At 69.1% G+C, this 16288-nt stretch carries 13 protein-coding genes; 11 read left to right on the plus strand and 2 right to left on the minus strand.

Annotation, left to right across the window (positions count from 1 at the left end; translation table 11 throughout):
- Nucleotides 1–44: 44 nt before the first annotated feature.
- The 10 genes from AB0L65_RS21435 to AB0L65_RS21480 all read left to right on the plus strand — a co-directional run bounded on the left by AB0L65_RS21435 (nucleotide 45) and on the right by AB0L65_RS21480 (nucleotide 12451).
- Nucleotides 45–1589, plus strand: a complete 1545-nt coding sequence (locus AB0L65_RS21435; protein ID WP_364248023.1) for a sigma-70 family RNA polymerase sigma factor — start codon at nucleotides 45–47, stop codon at nucleotides 1587–1589.
- 286 nt (nucleotides 1590–1875) lie between these two features.
- Nucleotides 1876–2238 (plus strand): hypothetical protein, encoded by a 363-nt coding sequence (locus AB0L65_RS21440; protein ID WP_364248025.1) that lies wholly within the window; start codon nucleotides 1876–1878, stop codon nucleotides 2236–2238.
- 119 nt (nucleotides 2239–2357) lie between these two features.
- Nucleotides 2358–3365 carry a GNAT family N-acetyltransferase gene (locus AB0L65_RS21445; protein WP_364248274.1) on the plus strand — a complete coding sequence of 336 codons (1008 nt, stop codon included), beginning with the start codon at nucleotides 2358–2360 and terminating at the stop codon, nucleotides 3363–3365.
- Nucleotides 3366–3506: 141 nt separating this feature from the next.
- Nucleotides 3507–4340 carry a glycosyltransferase family 2 protein gene (locus AB0L65_RS21450; protein WP_364248026.1) on the plus strand — a complete coding sequence of 278 codons (834 nt, stop codon included), beginning with the start codon at nucleotides 3507–3509 and terminating at the stop codon, nucleotides 4338–4340.
- Between the two features lie 11 nt (nucleotides 4341–4351).
- A complete protein-coding gene (locus AB0L65_RS21455) occupies nucleotides 4352–5293 on the plus strand; it encodes a glycosyltransferase family 2 protein (RefSeq protein WP_364248028.1) in 942 nt (313 codons plus the stop codon).
- Nucleotides 5290–6093 (plus strand): polysaccharide deacetylase family protein, encoded by an 804-nt coding sequence (locus AB0L65_RS21460; protein WP_363981833.1) that lies wholly within the window; start codon nucleotides 5290–5292, stop codon nucleotides 6091–6093. Before AB0L65_RS21455 ends, AB0L65_RS21460 begins: the two co-directional genes overlap by 4 nt.
- A complete protein-coding gene (locus tag AB0L65_RS21465; protein WP_350728141.1) occupies nucleotides 6086–7402 on the plus strand; it encodes an oligosaccharide flippase family protein in 1317 nt (438 codons plus the stop codon). The genes AB0L65_RS21460 and AB0L65_RS21465 overlap by 8 nt, the downstream gene beginning before the upstream one ends.
- A gap of 8 nt (nucleotides 7403–7410) precedes the next feature.
- Complete coding sequence (locus AB0L65_RS21470) at nucleotides 7411–10536, plus strand: hypothetical protein (RefSeq protein WP_364248030.1); 3126 nt, start codon at nucleotides 7411–7413, stop codon at nucleotides 10534–10536.
- Between the two features lie 109 nt (nucleotides 10537–10645).
- A complete protein-coding gene (locus AB0L65_RS21475; RefSeq protein ID WP_364248032.1) occupies nucleotides 10646–11812 on the plus strand; it encodes a DUF418 domain-containing protein in 1167 nt (388 codons plus the stop codon).
- A gap of 6 nt (nucleotides 11813–11818) precedes the next feature.
- Nucleotides 11819–12451 carry a GNAT family N-acetyltransferase gene (locus AB0L65_RS21480; protein WP_364248034.1) on the plus strand — a complete coding sequence of 211 codons (633 nt, stop codon included), beginning with the start codon at nucleotides 11819–11821 and terminating at the stop codon, nucleotides 12449–12451.
- Here AB0L65_RS21480 and AB0L65_RS21485 read toward each other — a convergent pair.
- The gene (locus tag AB0L65_RS21485; RefSeq protein ID WP_364248036.1) at nucleotides 12444–13163 is read right to left on the minus strand and encodes a uridine kinase; all 720 of its coding nucleotides are present in this window, start codon (nucleotides 13161–13163) and stop codon (nucleotides 12444–12446) included. The genes AB0L65_RS21480 and AB0L65_RS21485 overlap by 8 nt on opposite strands.
- Before the next feature lie 127 nt (nucleotides 13164–13290).
- Between AB0L65_RS21485 and AB0L65_RS21490 the strand changes: the two genes are divergently transcribed.
- Nucleotides 13291–15333, plus strand: a complete 2043-nt coding sequence (locus tag AB0L65_RS21490; RefSeq protein WP_364248038.1) for a hypothetical protein — start codon at nucleotides 13291–13293, stop codon at nucleotides 15331–15333.
- A 59-nt stretch (nucleotides 15334–15392) separates the two neighbouring features.
- On the opposite strand, the gene AB0L65_RS21495 is transcribed toward AB0L65_RS21490, so the two are convergent.
- Nucleotides 15393–16280 (minus strand): hypothetical protein, encoded by an 888-nt coding sequence (locus AB0L65_RS21495; RefSeq protein WP_364248040.1) that lies wholly within the window; start codon nucleotides 16278–16280, stop codon nucleotides 15393–15395.
- Nucleotides 16281–16288 lie beyond the last annotated feature (8 nt).

The raw sequence follows: 16288 nt of genomic DNA on the forward strand, positions 1-16288 counted from the left end.
CGCGTGGGGCTTGAGAGCCCGTTCTACCCGCGGGGGAGGAATTCGTGCCTGGATGGCCGTCCGTCGGTCGCGCCGAGGATCATGAGCTGTTCGAGGCTCTGCGGCGCGCGGACACCGACGCTCCCGCCAAGCTGTACGACTGCTACGGCGAGCGGCTGCACGACTACGCCGCCTCCTTCGCCCAGGACCTGGCCGCCGAGGCCGTGCACGACGCCCTGGTCACCGCGCAGGGGTGCGTGCACCGGCTGAAGGAGCCGGCCAGGATGCGGGCCTGGCTGTACGCGCTGACCAGGTTCCAGGTGCGGGCCAGGATGTCCCGCCGGACCCCCGTGGACGGCGTGCCGCTGCCGGAGCTCGAGGCGCAGGGGGACCCCGAGCTGACCGACCTCGTCCACGAGACGCTGGGCGAGCTGAGCAGGAACGAGCGCGAGGTCCTGGAGCTGTCGCTGCGCCACGGGCTGACCCCGGCCGAGGTCGGCGCGGTGCTCGGGCTGACCTCGCGGCAGGCGACCGGCAGGCTCACCAGGGCCCGCGACCAGCTGGAGAACGCCGCCGCGGCCGTGGTGCTGGCCAGGACGGGCCGGGCGCACTGCCCCGACCTGTCGGCGATGCTGGACGGGTGCGAGGGCCCGCTCACCCCGCTGCTGCGGCGGAGGTTGTCGGGCCACATCGGCGGGTGCGAGGTGTGCACCGAGGGCCGGCACCGCCAGGTCTCGGCGGCCAGGCTCCTGGACCTGGTCCCGGTCGCGTACCCGCCCATCTCGCTGCGCCGCCGGGTGATCGACACGTGCGTCAACCCCGAGCGCGACCAGACCCGTACCCTGATCACCGATCGCGGCGACAGCTTCGACCGGACCGGGTTCCCCGTGGCCGTCGAGAACCGCTCGCGGCGGCGCAGGCCGCGCCGCCTGGCGCCGGTGCTGCTGGCGGGCGCGTGCGTGCTGGCCGCGACGGGGGCCATGGTCGTGATCAACGGCCGCGACGCCTCGACCGGCACTCCCCTGCGGTCGGCGCCCTCCCCCTCCTCCCCCGCCGCCTCGCTCGACCCGGGCGAGGAGAGCCCGTCGCCCGATCCCTCACCGGAAGAGGACGAGCTCACGCCGGCTCCCACCCCCACCCCGACCCCGAGCCGCACTCCCGGCACCCGCGCCACGCCGGTCGAGCGGCCCAGCGCCCGGCACGCCGCCGGGCCGACGCCCACCCGCCGCAGGCCCGCTCCCGGCGCCCGGCTCCGCACCTCCTGCCCGAAGGCGATCGACGGCGCCGCCAAGATCGGCCTCGGCGCCCGCAACGCCACGGTCTCGTGGGTGGCGACCGCCTCGCAGGGGCTGGACGTGTTCCCCGCGAGCGGGTCGATCAAGGCGGGCGGGTCGGTGGCGATCTGGGTCACGATCGTCGACCCGAACGCCGCCGGCCGCGGCCGCGTCGCGTTCACGTCGAACGGCGGGAGCGCGAGCTGCTCGCTGTCCTGGGACGGCGACGGTCCCGAGACGTCCGACCCGACCGACGAGCCGACGAACTCCAGCGAACCGACTCCGTCGCCCTCCGTAACCGCGTCGGCCGAGAATACGGAGACGCTGGAGGGGTAAAACGGACGCCATCCCCGAGTAGATCAACTTTTCTTGCCAACAAACCCGGATAAATCGGACCCTGGCTCGAAGAACCTCGGTCACATAGGGCATTCTGGTGTGCTTGGGGGCCACGTCCGGGCCGGAGTCACTTGACCGTGTGTTGAACATCACACGAGAAATCTCTGCCTGCCGGTAAACCGGGATGCGTCCTCAAGCGTCGGCATTGACGTGTCCTGGCGCAGATTGGTCCCATGAACTGCGATCAATCGTGCTTTAACCAGCAGAAGCAGGAGAGAAAAGGGAGATGCTCAAGCACCGGAGAGCGCTGGCCTGGCTGGTGGCGCTCGCCTGCATAGCGGGAGCGGTCGTCGCGCTGTTCGACATAGAGACACCGCTGCGCCCGTTCTTGATCTCTCTGTTCCTTCTCGTCGTCCCAGGGGCGGCAGTGGTGGGACTGTTGCGTGATCGTGACCCCCTTGCCGCACTATCAGTAGGAGCCGCGGCAAGTCTCGTGCTGAACGTGCTCCTCGCTCAGGCCATGCTGCTCTTCGGCGCATGGTCGCCCCGGGCGGGCGTCGCGACGGTCGCCGTGCTCGGAGGGTTCATGTACGTGCTTCGCGTGTTGTACCGGGGGAAGAGCATGCAGACCCAACAGGGGGCCAGGTGAACATCCAGGTAGTTCGGCCCAGAGAGCTCGGGGACTCCGAGCGGGCACGATGGCGGGAGCTGCAGAAGGCCGACCCGAGTCTGGACAACCCGTTCCTGTCTGTCGAGTTCGCCGTGGCGATGGACCGCTTGCGCGATTACGTGAGGGTGGCGGTCATCTCCGACGCGAGCGGCATCGTGGGGTTCTTCCCGTACGAGCGGCACAGCTTCGGCATCGGCAAGCCGCTCGGCGGCTTCCTCACCACGTGCCATGGCCTGATCGCCGGCCCGGACCTGAAGCTCGACGCCAAGGCCCTGCTGCGGGCCTGCAAGCTCAGCGTGTTCGACTTCGACCACCTGGTGGCGGGGCAGCCCACTTTCGCCCCGTATGAGCAGGATGTCCGACCCGCGCCGGTCATGGACTTCACTGCCGGGTACGACGCCTGGATCGAACAGGTGAAGACCAACTCCCCCAAGAACCTCAAGACCGTCCGCTACAAGGAGCGCAAGCTCGGCAGGGAGCAGGGCGAACTGCGCTTCGAGTGGGCCTCGGCCGACCCCGAGGTGCTCCGCACGCTGCTGAACTGGAAGTCGGACCAGTATCGAAGAACTGGCCGCGTGGACAGGTTCGCCCAGCCGTGGATCGTCGAATTGACGGACATGATGCATGCCGAAAAGTCATCGGACTTCGGGGGCGTCCTGACCATGCTTTATGCCGGGGACGTCCCGGTAGCCGGACATTTCGGCCTCCGCACGGCCACCACGCTTGTAGGGTGGTTCCCCGCCTACGACACCGAGTTCGGCCGCTACTCGCCGGGCATCGTCCATCATCTACAGATGGCCGAGGCCGCCGCGAACGCCGGCCTGCACATGGTGGACATGGGCAAGGGCGGCAAGGAGTACAAAGACTGGCTGAAGAGCGGGGTCCTGTACGTTGCCGAAGGCCGCATCTCGCGACCGTCCGCCGCCGCGGCCGTTCACTGGATGGGCCGAACTCCTTTCAACAAAGCCCGAACAATTGTCATGGACCGGCCGTCTCTTTATAGGGCGGCCGACCGTGTCCTCAAGGGCTTCGGTCGGGTGCGCACCTCGATGCAGCAGCAGGAGTCACCCAACGGAGTAGTCAAAGAACCAACGGGAGCGCGCTGAGCGCTCCCAAGTCCCGGCAGACACCCTCACAGCACAGGACCCTTCAATGCACCGTTCACCGGCTTCGCCATTCCCGCAGCACCCGGGGGTGGCCGCGACCGGCCCGCAGCAGGGCGGGGTCCCGGAAGGATTTCCCTCGCCATGAGTCCCGAGATAGCCAAGCACAACGGCAAGCTGCAAGCCTCGCCCTTGCGGTCGATGCCGCCCCCTTCGAGCTTCACGCCCGTCACCCCGCACCTGGCCATTTCGCCGACGGTCAGTGTGGTCGTGCCGGCGATGAACGAGGCCGAGAACCTGCCGCACGTCTTCGCCACCATCCCCCAGTGGGTGGACGAGATCGTGCTCGTCGACGGCAACTCCGTCGATGACACGGTCGCCGTGGCCAAGAAGCTGCGGCCGAACGTGAAGATCGTCACGCAGACCGGCAAGGGCAAGGGTGACGCCCTGTCCGCCGGCTTCGCCGCGTGCACGAGCGACATCATCGTCATGATCGACGCCGACGGCTCCACCGACGGCCGCGAGATCATCAACTTCGTGGGCGCGCTGGTGACGGGCGCCGACTTCGTCAAGGGCTCGCGCTACGCCTCCGGCGGCGGCAGCGACGACCTGACGCTGAACCGCCGGCTGGGCAACAAGGTCCTCACCGGCATGGTCAACGTCATGTACAACACCAAGTACACCGACCTGTGCTACGGCTACAACGCCTTCTGGGCCCGTCACCTCGACGCGCTCAACCTCGACTGCGACGGCTTCGAGGTGGAGACGCTGATGAACGTGCGCGCGGCCAAGGCCGGGTTGAAGGTGCACGAGGTGCCCAGCCACGAGCGCAACCGCATTCACGGCGAGAGCAACCTGCACGCCGTACGAGATGGCTTCCGCGTGCTCAAGACCATCCTGAGGGAGTGGCGTCGCCAGCCCGCTCCCGCTCAGCCTGAGCCGACCGCCACTCCTGCCGCTGACCGAGGCGTCGCTTAAGAAGGAACGCTGTGAACACGTCTGTTGTCATCTGCGTCTACACCGACGAGCGGTGGGAGGACATCAGGCAGGCAATCGAGTCGGTCGAGAACCAGACCAGCCCGGCACACGAGCTGATCCTGGTGGTCGACCACAACACCGACCTGCACCTCAAGCTCAAGCGCACGTATCCGCAGGCCATTGTGGTGGAGAACACGCATGAGAAAGGGCTGTCGGGGGGCAAGAACACCGGAGTGGCCACGGCCAACGGTGAGATTGTCGCGTTCCTCGACGACGACGCGGTCGCCGACGCCGGATGGCTGGAGGCTTTGGAGGAGGGCTTCCAGGAATCCGGTGTGGTGGGCGTCGGGGGTCGCACGGATCCGCTGTGGGCGTCCGAGCGACGCCCGCGGTGGTTCCCGTACGAGTTCGACTGGACGGTCGGCTGCACGTACCGCGGCATGCCCGCGGTACGCGCGCCGATCCGCAACGTCATGGGCGGCAACGCCGCGTTCCTGCGCGACGTCGTGTCCGAGGTGGGCGGTTTCCACAGCGGCATCGGGCGCAGCGTGCAGGGGCGCAAGTCGCGTCCGCTGGGGTGCGAGGAGACGGAGTTCTGCATCCGGCTGAGCCAGCGCAAGCCCGGCTCGGTCATGCTGTTCGAGCCGCGTGCCGTGATCGGGCACAAGGTGTCGAAGCAGCGCGAACGGTTCGCCTACTTCAGATCCAGGTGCTACGCGGAGGGGCTGTCGAAGGCCCTGGTGACGAAGGAGGTCGGCACCCAGGACGGGCTGGCCAGCGAGCGGGCGCACGCGCTCAAGACGCTGCCGCTCGGCGCGCTGCGCGGGGTCGGTGAGGCCGTGCGCGGCGACGTGGGCGGGCTCGGCCGGGCCGCCGCGATCGTGATCGGGCTGGCCTGGACGACCTGGGGTTACGTGGTGGGCTCCGTACGGCTGAAGGCGGCACGATCATGACCCGCATCCCGATCCTGATGTACCACTCGGTCACCGACACGCCCAACGACGAGACCAAGCCGCATTCCGTGCGGCCCTCGGACCTGGCCGAGCAGCTCGCGTACCTGTCGGAGAGCGGCTTCACCCCGCTCACCCTGGGCGACCTCGTGGCCTCCCTCAACCAGAACAACGGCCGCTCGATGCCGGACAAGCCGATCGTGGTGACGTTCGACGACGGCTACGCCGACTTCCACGGCCACGCCCTGCCCCTGCTCGAGCGCTACAACTTCCCGGCCACGGTCTTCCTGACCAGCGGCTGGGTGTCCGACGCGGGCAAGGACGCGGCGGGCCGGCCGCTGGACGACATGCTGTCCTGGGGCCAGGCCCGCGAGATCGCCCAGACCGGCATCGAGATCGGCGGCCACAGCCACAGTCACCCGCAGCTCGACCAGCTCCGCATCGAGGACCTGCGGCAGGAGCTGCGCAAGAACAAGGGCCTGCTGGAGGAGAAGATCGGCGCGCCGGTCGCCACCATGGCCTACCCCTACGGCTACTCCAGCGCCCGCGTCCGCCGCGAGGTGCGCAAGGCCGGCTATTTCGCCGCCTGCGCCGTGAGCAACACGATCGCCGCCGACCGGCACGACATGCTCGCCATCCCCCGGCTGACGGTCGGCAAGCACACGACCATCAGCATGTTCAAGCGCGCCGTCGAAGGCAACGCCGTCCCCCTCATCTATCTGCGCGAACGCATCCTCACCAAGGGGTACGCGGTCGTGCGCAGGACGAGGTACGGGCTCCAGCGGGTGCGCGGAAATGTCTAGCGTCTGGGGGAAGATCCTCCACGACCTCCGCAACCCGCTGTTCCGCCAGGGCTACGCGCTCATGGCGAACACCGTGGTCACCGGCGTGCTCGGCATGGGCTACTGGCTGCTGGCCGCCCGCCTCTACTCCCCGGAGGAGTTCGGCCGCGGCCAGGCGGTGATCACGGCGATGCGGCTGTTCGCGTCGCTGACGGCGCTGGGGTTCGTGGGCGCGCTGGCCCGCTTCCTGCCGGTCGCCGGGCGCCGCACCCCCGAGCTGGCCCTGCGCGGGTACGGCCTGGCCGCCGCCACGGGCGGGGTCGCGGCGCTCGGCTTCCTGCTGACGCTGCCGATGTGGGGCAAGACGTACTCGGTGCTGAGCGGCTTCTGGCCCGGGCTGTTCTTCCTGGCGTCCGTGCTGGTGTGGGCCGTCTTCACGCTCCAGGATGTGGTGCTGACCGGGCTGCGGCGGGCCACGTTCGTGCCCCTGAACAACCTGGTCTTCGGCATCGTCAAGATGGGGCTGCTGGTCGCGCTGGCCGGCGCGCTGCCGTCGGGCGGGATCTTCGTCTCGTGGGTCATCCCGACCGCCCTCGCGCTGATCCCCGTCAACTGGCTGATCTTCGCCGTCGTGGTGCCCAGGCACGTGGAGAAGAGCGACGCCGAGCAGGAGCCTCCTCGGCTGCGCGAAATTGGAAGGTTCCTAGCTGGGGACTTCCCCGGGACGCTGTCCATTCTCGGCATCGTCTACCTGGTGCCCGTGGTGGTCGCCACGCAGGTGGGCGAGGCCACGTTCGGCCGCTTCTCGATGGCGCACACGCTCGCGAGCATGATCGAGCTGCTGGCCATGAACATGGCGGTCTCGCTGACCGTCGAGGGCTCTTTCGACCGTGCCAAACTGGCCGAGAACTGCCGGCGGGCGCTGCGGCGGGCCTTCATGATCGTCACCCCGATCATCGCGGTGGCGATCCTGGCGGCGCCGCTGATCCTGACCATCTTCGGCTCGGCCTTCGCGGCCGAGGGCACGACGCTGCTGCGGCTGATGTCGCTGGCCGTGCTGCCGCGGGTGCTGATCGAGGTCTACCTGAGCGCGCTGCGGGCGCAGAGCCGGGCCCGTACGCTGGCGACCGTGCAGATCGGGCTGGCCGTGCTCGTGCTGGTGTCCACCGTCGCGCTGTTCCCGTACGCGGGTGTGAACGCGGTGGGGTACGGGCTGCTCTTCAGCGAGCTTCTCGTGGCAGTTTTGATCTTCGGGAATCTACGTAAAATTCTCAAGTTCGGCGAAACCCGTACGCCGGTTGTCACCCAGGGGTCGTCCGGGGCCGCATGATGGTCAACGTGAAGCAACGGGACGGCGATGGCATTGCAGGCTCCTCGGAGGTGCGCGGGGACGTGCGCGAAGACAAGGAGGAGTCAGACGTGCCCTTCGATCCGGAGGCGACCGGGGTCATCCCGAAGCTGACGTTCGACACCGCTCCCCCGGAGGGCCCGCCTGCGGAGGACTCTCCTTCGGAGGACGCCGAGCCGGATTCGGACACGACGACGATGATCCGGCTGCCGGCCCCCTTGCACATCGGGCACCCGCCCACGGTGGAGGAGGCCGCCGACCCGGACGCGACGGGCACGGTGACCACCCCGGCGCAGACCGCCCCACCCGCTGACACCTCCGCGACCAAGCCTGGACTGCGGTCGCAGCCGGCGAGCGGGCCGCAGCCGACCGGTGACGGGAAGCCCGGCACCGCCACGCCCAGCGCCACCACCTCCAGCCCCGCCGCGCCTGGCACCTCCAAGAACGCTGCGCCCGGGAAGACGCCCGCCAAGAGCGCGTCGCCTGCCGAAGCGCCCGCCAAGGGGTCGGACGGCAAGTCGGGCACCACCACGCCCGGCGGCGCTGCCTCCAAGGACGCCGCGTCCGGGAAGGCGCCCGCCAAGGGTGGGGCGCCTGCCAAGCGGCCCGTCACCGAGACTGCGGCCGCCGGGACCGTGCCCGTGCCCGTGCCGATAGTCCGTCCCGCCTCGGCGCCCTCCGCCGGAGGAGGAGCACCGGCCGGAACGACGCCCGCCGATGGCTCGGCCCCGAGCGCGTCACCCACGAGTGGATCGGCCGCGAGTGGACCGGCCGCCGGCGCGTCGGCCGCGAGTGGGTCGGCTGCTGCTGCGCCTGTGGAGGCGCCGCAAGCCTCGCCCATGCCCGCCGCCGCCCCGCCCACGGCACCCCCGCAGCCCGCCGCCCCCCAGGTCGCCACGAAGCAGGCACCGCCCCAGCAGGCGACCCCCCAACCGGCCCCCCAGGCGGCCCCCGGCAAGCCGCGCACGCTCGGCGGTCGGATCGGCGCGCTGGTCGCCAGTGCGCCCAAGTGGCTGCCCGTGCTGCTGGTCCTCGAGGGCCTGGCCATGTACATCCTGGCCCTCAAGGTCGCGCCAGGACCCCTGCGCGGCGTGGACCCCAACAAGATCGACGGCCTGGGCCTGATCTCGGCCCTCCCGACGACGGCGTTCATCGCCATCCTCATCATGATCGTGTCGTTCTTCGTCACGGTCGCCCAGAGCACCGACCGCAAGTTCCTCCTGCTGTTCCAGATCGCCGCCATCACCTTCGCCCTGCACGGCGCGGGAGCTCTGGTGGCCACGGCGCCGCGCTTCCCCACGGCGTACATCCACGCCGGTTTCGTGGAGTTCATCAGCAGGACCGGCGAGTCGGCCATCAGCATCGACGCCCGTATGGGCTGGCCGGGCTTCTTCGCGCTGTTCGCCTTCGTGACGAAGGCCGCCGGGATCACCGACCTGACGCCGATCCTGCAGTGGACGCCACTCGTCTCGAACCTGCTCTACCTGCTCCCGTTCGTGCTGATCCTGCGCCAGGTCGTGGCCACCACGCGGGCGCGGTGGTTCGCGGCGCTGCTGTTCGTGCTGGTGCAGTGGATCGGGCAGGACTACTTCTCGCCGCAGGGCTTCACGTTCGCCTTGTATCTGGCGTTCATCGCGATCCTGCTCAGATGGTTCGGACGGGTCGAACAGCGGACGAAGCCGATCCCGCCCAAGGGCCTGCGCAAGCTGCTCGGCAAGCTGGACGCGATGACCCCGGGCGAGCTGGCCAACACCGGCACGTACCGGGCCGACAAGCTGCTCATGCTGATGATGCTGCTGGCGCTGTTCGTCGCGTCGGTGGCCTCGCACCAGATCACCCCGTTCATGATGCTCGGGGTCGTGACGGCGTTCCTCATCTTCAAGCGGACGTCGCTGACCTGGGGGCTGCCGTTCTTCCTCGGGCTGCTCGTGCTGGCCTGGATCAGCTACATGACGGTGGGCTTCTGGTCCAGCCAGATCGGCGCCATCTTCGGCGGCTTCGGCCGGATCCTGCAGAACATCGGCAACAGCACCGGCGACCGGATCGAGGGCAGCGACCCCGCGCACGCGCTGGTGTTGCAGGCGCGGCTCGGCATCCTCGTGGTGATCCTCAGCCTGGCGGCCACGGGGCTGTTCCGGCGGTTCCGGCGCGGGGTGTTCGACCGGTCGGCGCTGATCCTGCTCTGCGTGCCGGTGCTGGCGCTGGGGCTGCAGAGCTACGGCGGCGAGATCGGGCTGCGGATCTACATGTTCGCGCTGCCCGGGGCCTGTCTGCTGGCCGCGTACGCGTTCTTCCCCAACCTTCCGGCAGACAGCGCGGACGTGCGCGAGGAGACCGTGCCGCTGCGCAAGCGGAACGTGCGCTTCAACCCGCAGCTCACCAAGAAGCTCTCGGTCGTGCTCGCGGCGTGCTTCGCGGTGCTGTTCGCGTTCGCGTTCCTGCTGGCCAGGTACGGCAACGAGAAGTTCGAGCGGGTAACCGTGGGTGAGGTGGCCGCGCTGCACTACGTCTACCAGCACGACAAGCCGAGCGCCAAGGTGCTCTACCTGGTCCCCAAGACGGGGCCGGAGGTCACGCCGACCCTGCCGTGGGGCGAGAAGGACGTCGAGCTGGTCAACTTCGGCGTGCAGGCCCTCGTGCACAAGGACCCGAAGCAGATCGCGGACGCGGTCGCGGCGCTCAAGGAGCAACCGCGTAACTCGTACCTGATCGTGAGTCGCGGGCAGGTGAGCTACCTGCAGCTCAACGAGGGCTTCCCGGATGACTGGGGGACGAAGTTCCGCGCGGCGCTGGACGCCTCGCCGGACCTGAAACGGGTGTTCTCCAACGAGGACGCGGCCCTCTACACCTGGAAGAAGTTCGTCCGGGGCACCGAGATCCCCGAACCGCAGCCCTACAAGGGACGCGGCGACCCCACCACCCCGTGGACGCCCGTGGGCATCGGCGCGCTGGCCGTGACATGGGTCTCACTCTTCGCGTACGAGGTCATCCGGCTGAACGGCCCCAACCGGGCACGCAAGGCCAGGAAGCGTCTGCTCTTCCTCGCCGTGCCCGCTTTCGTGGTCGCGCTAGCAGTGATCATCGAGCGATTCATCTATATCGCACAAAATAACTGAATTCACAGGAAACGCTCAGCTTGTGCGGGATGATGTTCTCCATATGAGGACACAGGAGACGCTCCCCGCCATGCCGAACGCACGACTCGCGGCTGCGAGGATCGCTTCTGTGGACGCCTTACGAGGCTTCGCACTCCTGGGCATCCTCGTAGTCAACATCGCCTTCCTGGCCTCCGGCTACCGGATGGCCGGGATGGCCGAACCCGCCTTCCAGTCTCCGCTGGACTGGACCGTGCGGTTCACGGTGACGCTGCTCGTGGAGAACAAGTTCTACCTGCTGTTCTCCTTCCTGTTCGGCTACAGCTTCACCCTCCAGGTCGACTCGGCGGCGCGGCAGGGGCGCCCGTTCGGGCCGATGTTCCTGCGCCGCCTGGCCGGGCTGCTGCTGATCGGGCTGGCGCACGCCGTGCTGCTGTTCCCGGGGGACATCCTGACGACGTACGCGGCCGTGGGCCTGGCCCTGCTGATCTTCCGCAAGCTCCGGCCCAAGGCCGCCGTGGTGCTGGCCGTCATGTTGACCGCGATGCTCGCGCTCGGCTTCGTGCTGCTGGCCCTGCTCGCCACGTTCGGACTGGACATGGGCGGCACCGTGGCGGACTCGGCCGCGGAGGCCACCAAGGCGGACACGGCGCTGGCGGCCTCCGCCCTGCAGATCATCTCCGAGCACCTCAGGAAGCTGTCGCTGATCATCGTCTTCCGGGTGCTGTTCCAGGGCCCGGCGGTGCTGGCGGCGTGCCTGATCGGCCTGGCGGTCGGCAAGCTGGGCGCCATGCGCGACCTGTCGGCCCACACGGCCACGCTGCGCAAGCTGCAGTGGACCGGGTTCACGGTCGGGCTCGCGGGCGCGTTCATCTACACGACGTCGGCCTGGCACGGCACGATGCACAAGTTCTGGGGCGAGGCCGTGGACCTGGTGACAGCCCCGCTGCTGGCGGCGGCGTACGCGGCGACGTTCCTGCGGGTGCTGCCGTACATGCCGCGCATCGCCCGGGCGCTCGCGGCGCCGGGCCGGATGGCGCTGTCCAACTACCTGGCGCAGTCGCTGATCTGCTCGCTGATCTTCACCGGGTACGGGCTGGCGCTCGTGGACCGGGTCAGCCCGCCGCTGGAGGTGCTGATCGCGCTCGGCGTCTTCGTCTGCCAGGTCTTCTACAGCCACTGGTGGCTCAAGAGGCACCGGTACGGGCCCGTGGAGTGGCTCCTGCGCTTCCTCACGTACTGGCGCAAACCAGGCCCCAGCCGCCCGCACCAGGCGCGCCACTCTTTGGAGAAATGACGGACCATGCGCCACTGGCCCGTGCTCAACCTCCGCCTCACCACGCCCCGCCTCGAGCTTCGCATGCCCTCTCTGGACGATCTCGACGAGCTGGCCGACCGGGCCGTGGAAGGCGTGCACGACCCGGACGTGATGCCGTTCGGCGTGCCGTGGACGGACGTCCCCGCCGACGAGCTGCCGGCGAACGTCGTCCGGTTCCAGCTCGGCCTCATCTCGCGGTGGCAGCCCGAGCGGTGGTGCTGCAACTTCGTCGTCGTCCACGAGGGACGGGTGATCGGCACCCAGGATCTGTCCGGGCACGGCTTCCGGGTCACCCGCGAGGTGCACACGGGCTCGTGGCTGGGCCGCGCCCATCAGGGCAAGGGCCTCGGCACGGAGATGCGCGCCGCCGTCCTCCACCTGGCCTTCACGGGGCTCGGGGCCCTGACGGCGGTCTCCAGCGCGTACCTGGACAACCCGGCCTCACTGGGCGTCTCCGGCAAGCTCGGCTACCGGCCGGACGGGCTGATGGTGGACGAGGTACGCGGCAAGCGGGCGGTCCAGCAGCGCCTCCGCCTCGGCCGGGACGACTTCACCGACCCCGTCCCCGTGCGGATCGACAACCTGGAGCCCTGCCTGCCGCTCTTCGGGCTCACCTGATGCGAGGCCGGTCGAAGACGGTGTTGTCGATGACGACGTCCATCCGGCTCAGCGGGTCGGTCTCCTCGAGGTAGATACGCTCGGCGACCAGGTACCGGTTCCGATGGATCGACTCGGCCTCCGACCCGGCCCAATCCTGGTCGCGTTCGGCCCCTCTGCGTACCGACAGCTCGGCGTCCACGTCCATCCAGATCCGGAGATCCCAGTACTTGTCGATCTCCGGCCGGAACGCGAACACCCCGTCCACGACCACCACCGAGTCCGCCGCCAGCGGCGTCGTCGTCCCGGAATGATCGATCTGCGTCAGCGGATCGATGCCGCACAGCGCGCACGACACCGCCCCGGCGGACCGGCCGGGCTCCAGCAGCAGCCTCTTGACCGCCTCATAGTCGTAGGCGTTCCGGTAGTAGCCCTCACCCGACTCGCGGTCGTAAAGGTGCCGGTCCTTCCACGGCTTCTTGAAGTCGTCCAGGGTGGCGCGGAGCGCGGGCCGTCCCGCCTTGACGATCTCCGCGGCCAGCTCATGCCCGAAGCTCGTCTTGCCGGAGGCGGTGAACCCGTCGATCCCCACCAGTACCCGTCCACCACCGCAGGCCAGCGCTTGCTCGGCGACCCGCCTCACGAGCGCGGAGCGTTCCGGCGAGGCCGGGGCCGGGCAGGGCTGCTGCCAGGTCGAGACGGAATACTGCACCCGCGCATCAGAGGACACCACCAGCACACCCTATCCACGGACATTTCACCCAACGTACGAAGGTCATGGTGTGCGTCCGGGACGGGGAGCAGGCCCCCTAACCCCGCGGGGCTGATCTTGTCGGCGAACGCCAGTAGGGTGCGGCGGCATGACCACCAGCTCCGCAGCACCGAACCTCGCGGCCTTACGCACCCTCCTGCCGAAGGCCACCCCGACACGGGCCTGGAAAGCGATCCGCGAACTCGCCATCACCGCCCCCACGGTCTCGCGGCCGGCACTCGAACTGGCCGCCGAGTTCGCCGAGATCGCATTGCCGCCCACGGAACGGCTGCTCAAGTTCTGGCCTGCAACGCCGGATCCGGAGGGGTTCGCCGAGTTCCTCCTCGCGCCCGCCTTCGTGCGCGAGGAGCGCACCCACCTCCGGGTCAACGAAAGATCCCTCACCCCCGGCCTTCGCCACCTCAGCAACCTGCGTACGGTGGACCTGCGCAAATGCAGCTCCTACGCCGACATCGCCGAACTCGCCGGCCTCACCAGCCTGGTCGAGCTCGATCTCAGCTCAGCCAGGCTCGTGACCGACTTCTCGCCTCTGGCCGCCCTGACACGGCTGGAACACCTCAACCTCTCCGCCACCCAGATCACCGACCTCACCCCTTTGCTGGGCATGCACCACCTGCAGGGGCTGAACCTCTCCCGCACCGAGGTGACCAGGCTCGACGGATTCGCCGACGCCTTTCCCCTGCTCTACTGGCTCGACCTGTCCCACTGCCGGTCACTCGGCGACGTGCGCCCCCTGTCCGGGCTGCCCGAGTTGCACAGCCTTGACCTCGGTTACACCAAGGTCAGCGCTCTCACCGGCCTACGCGATCTCGGCGCACTCCAGGAGCTCATCGTCGGCTCCCCCGACACCCCGATCACCTCGATCGACGGCATCGACGCTCTGCCCTCGCTGAAGACACTCTCCCTGGAGCCATGCGCAAGCCTGGAGATGCTGAACACCGGCGGACCGTACCCCCGCCTGCCCGACCTTCGTCTTCCGAGCATCCCGCTGCCCGATCTGCGCTTCGTCTCCCGTTTCCCGGACCTGGCCACGATCAGGATCCACGACGAGCACGCAAGACCCTCGCTGAAGGGACTGGCAGGACATCCATCGATCGCCGAAGTGACGCTGAGCGGGACCACCCAGCCTCAGGAACTGTCCGCCTTGGCCGAACTGCCCGCCCTTCGCGCGCTCCATCTGGTGATGCTGCGGAGCCGCGACCTCAGCCTGCTGACGGACCTGCGGCGGCTTGACGAGCTCGACCTGTATCACCTCGACCGGCTCACCACCCTGCGGGGCATCCCCGAAGTGCGCTTGCTGAGACTGTGGAACTGCGGCGAACTGACGGATCTGGACGCGCTGGGCGATCAGCTCGAACACCTCGACATCCTCCAGTGCCGCTCACTCAAGGACCCACGCCGACTGGTCCGGCTTCGCGGCCTCAAGGAACTCCACCTCGACCTCCCGCTGACGTCCCTGTCCGACCTGCACGGACTCGACGCGCTCACCGAACTACACCTCAACTCCGACCAGCCGATCAACCTCGCGGGCATCGAAGGACTGCCCGCCCTGCGCACCATCAGCGCCGAGGCTGCGCTGACGGGCCTGGAGCAGGTCGGCCATCCCGATCTCACCGCCCTGCACCTTCCCGGCTATCCGCTCACCGACCTGCGCTTCCTGGCGCACTTCCCATCCCTCAGCAAGATTTCGCTCTTCCCCGAGCACGAACTGACCTGCCTGGACGGCCTGGAGAACCACCCGTCGATCGCGACGGTCGAACTGTTCGGGCCCCTGGCCGTGAAGAACCTGTCCGCGCTGACCCGGCTGCCCGCGCTGCGAACGCTCACGCTCGGCTCCATGACCGACTTCGACGACCTTCTCCTGCCCTCCCCGCTCCCCCAGGTGGAGTCGCTGCACCTGCGCAACATCACTGACCTGCGCACGCTCAACGGGTTCACGCACCTGCCCGCCCTGCGTTCGCTGGAGGTCGACGGCTGCCCCCAGCTACGCGACCTGGACACGCTGATCGACCTTCCGACGCTGGAGCGCGTCGAGATCTCCGGCTGCCCCGACCTGCCCGAAACCGTCATGAACGAGCTCAACTCGCGCTCTGTGCTCGTCATGAGGCCCTTCGTGTCCACGAGTCGATGATGGCCGTCACCCAGGACCAAGCCGTTCTGGGCCCGGACAACCGGGGCTCGCACTGACCGTCACGCCTCGTCGTCCAGGCGGCGGATGTGGATCGGGGTGTCCCACGTGATCGAGGTGTCCCCCGGGTGCCGGTCGCTCAGGTACGCCCGGCGCAGCAGCGCCTCCGTACGGTGGTTGCCGTCGAGCACGACCCGGCCCCTGACCGTGATGTACATGCCCTCGCCCGGCTTGAACACCGCATCGAGCAGCTTGTGGTCCGGCAGGCGCGCGTAGTGGTCGGTCTTCCCCCGGCTCAGCGCGCTGCGGTCGAGGTCGGGGCAGATGAGGTCCTTCAGCTGGCGCACGGTCGCGTTCGGCGCCGCGGGCGACTTGCCGCGCCGCACCGCCCCGGCCTCCCGGGGCGCGCGAGCCTCGAGAAGCGGTCGCAGCCGGTCGCGCACCTTCTGGGCGAGCGTACGGCCGAAGAGGCGTTCGAGCGTGCGGCGGAAGGCAGCGACGGCCCGTCGCACGATGACCCGGCGCTCGGCCACCTGCCGGTACGCGGCCACCATCGCCGCGCCGCCCACGATCGCAGCCGCTGCCACGGCGGCCACCACGTACGCGGCGGAGGCGGCCAGGAAGACCTTCAGGTGCTCGACGACTGTGGCGGCCTGCTCGTGGCCGTCCGCGAGCAGGCGCGGCAGGGAGGCGAGCGTGGTGAGGTGCCCGCCCTCGCGGTGATAGTCGGCCGTGTAGGCCCGCATCGCCGCGACGTCGTCGCCGTCACCGGCCGCGGCGGCCGTCGCCACACCCGCCGTCATGGTGGGGATGGCCTGCGTGTCGAGCGTGTCGGCGAACGCCCGGTACGCGGCGGCGACCTCGCGCAAGGCATGCTCGTCCTCGTCCGGCCAGGGCACGCCGAGCAACCGAAGCCCGGCCTCAAGCCCCGGCCCAGCCGTCAGCACCACCGGGACCG

Source organism: Nonomuraea sp. NPDC052116 (assembly GCF_040680035.1).
GTDB lineage: Bacteria > Actinomycetota > Actinomycetes > Streptosporangiales > Streptosporangiaceae > Nonomuraea > Nonomuraea angiospora_A.

Excerpts from the sequence above, each read along its gene's own strand:
- AB0L65_RS21440 (WP_364248025.1), top strand. The coding sequence starts at position 1,876 with ATGCTCAAGCACCGGAGAGCGCTGGCCTGGCTGGTGGCGCTCGCCTGC.
- AB0L65_RS21445 (WP_364248274.1), top strand. The coding sequence starts at position 2,358 with ATGGACCGCTTGCGCGATTACGTGAGGGTGGCGGTCATCTCCGACGCG.
- AB0L65_RS21450 (WP_364248026.1), top strand. The coding sequence starts at position 3,507 with ATGAGTCCCGAGATAGCCAAGCACAACGGCAAGCTGCAAGCCTCGCCC.
- AB0L65_RS21460 (WP_363981833.1), top strand. The coding sequence starts at position 5,290 with ATGACCCGCATCCCGATCCTGATGTACCACTCGGTCACCGACACGCCC.
- AB0L65_RS21465 (WP_350728141.1), top strand. The coding sequence starts at position 6,086 with ATGTCTAGCGTCTGGGGGAAGATCCTCCACGACCTCCGCAACCCGCTG.
- AB0L65_RS21480 (WP_364248034.1), top strand. The coding sequence starts at position 11,819 with ATGCGCCACTGGCCCGTGCTCAACCTCCGCCTCACCACGCCCCGCCTC.
- AB0L65_RS21490 (WP_364248038.1), top strand. The coding sequence starts at position 13,291 with ATGACCACCAGCTCCGCAGCACCGAACCTCGCGGCCTTACGCACCCTC.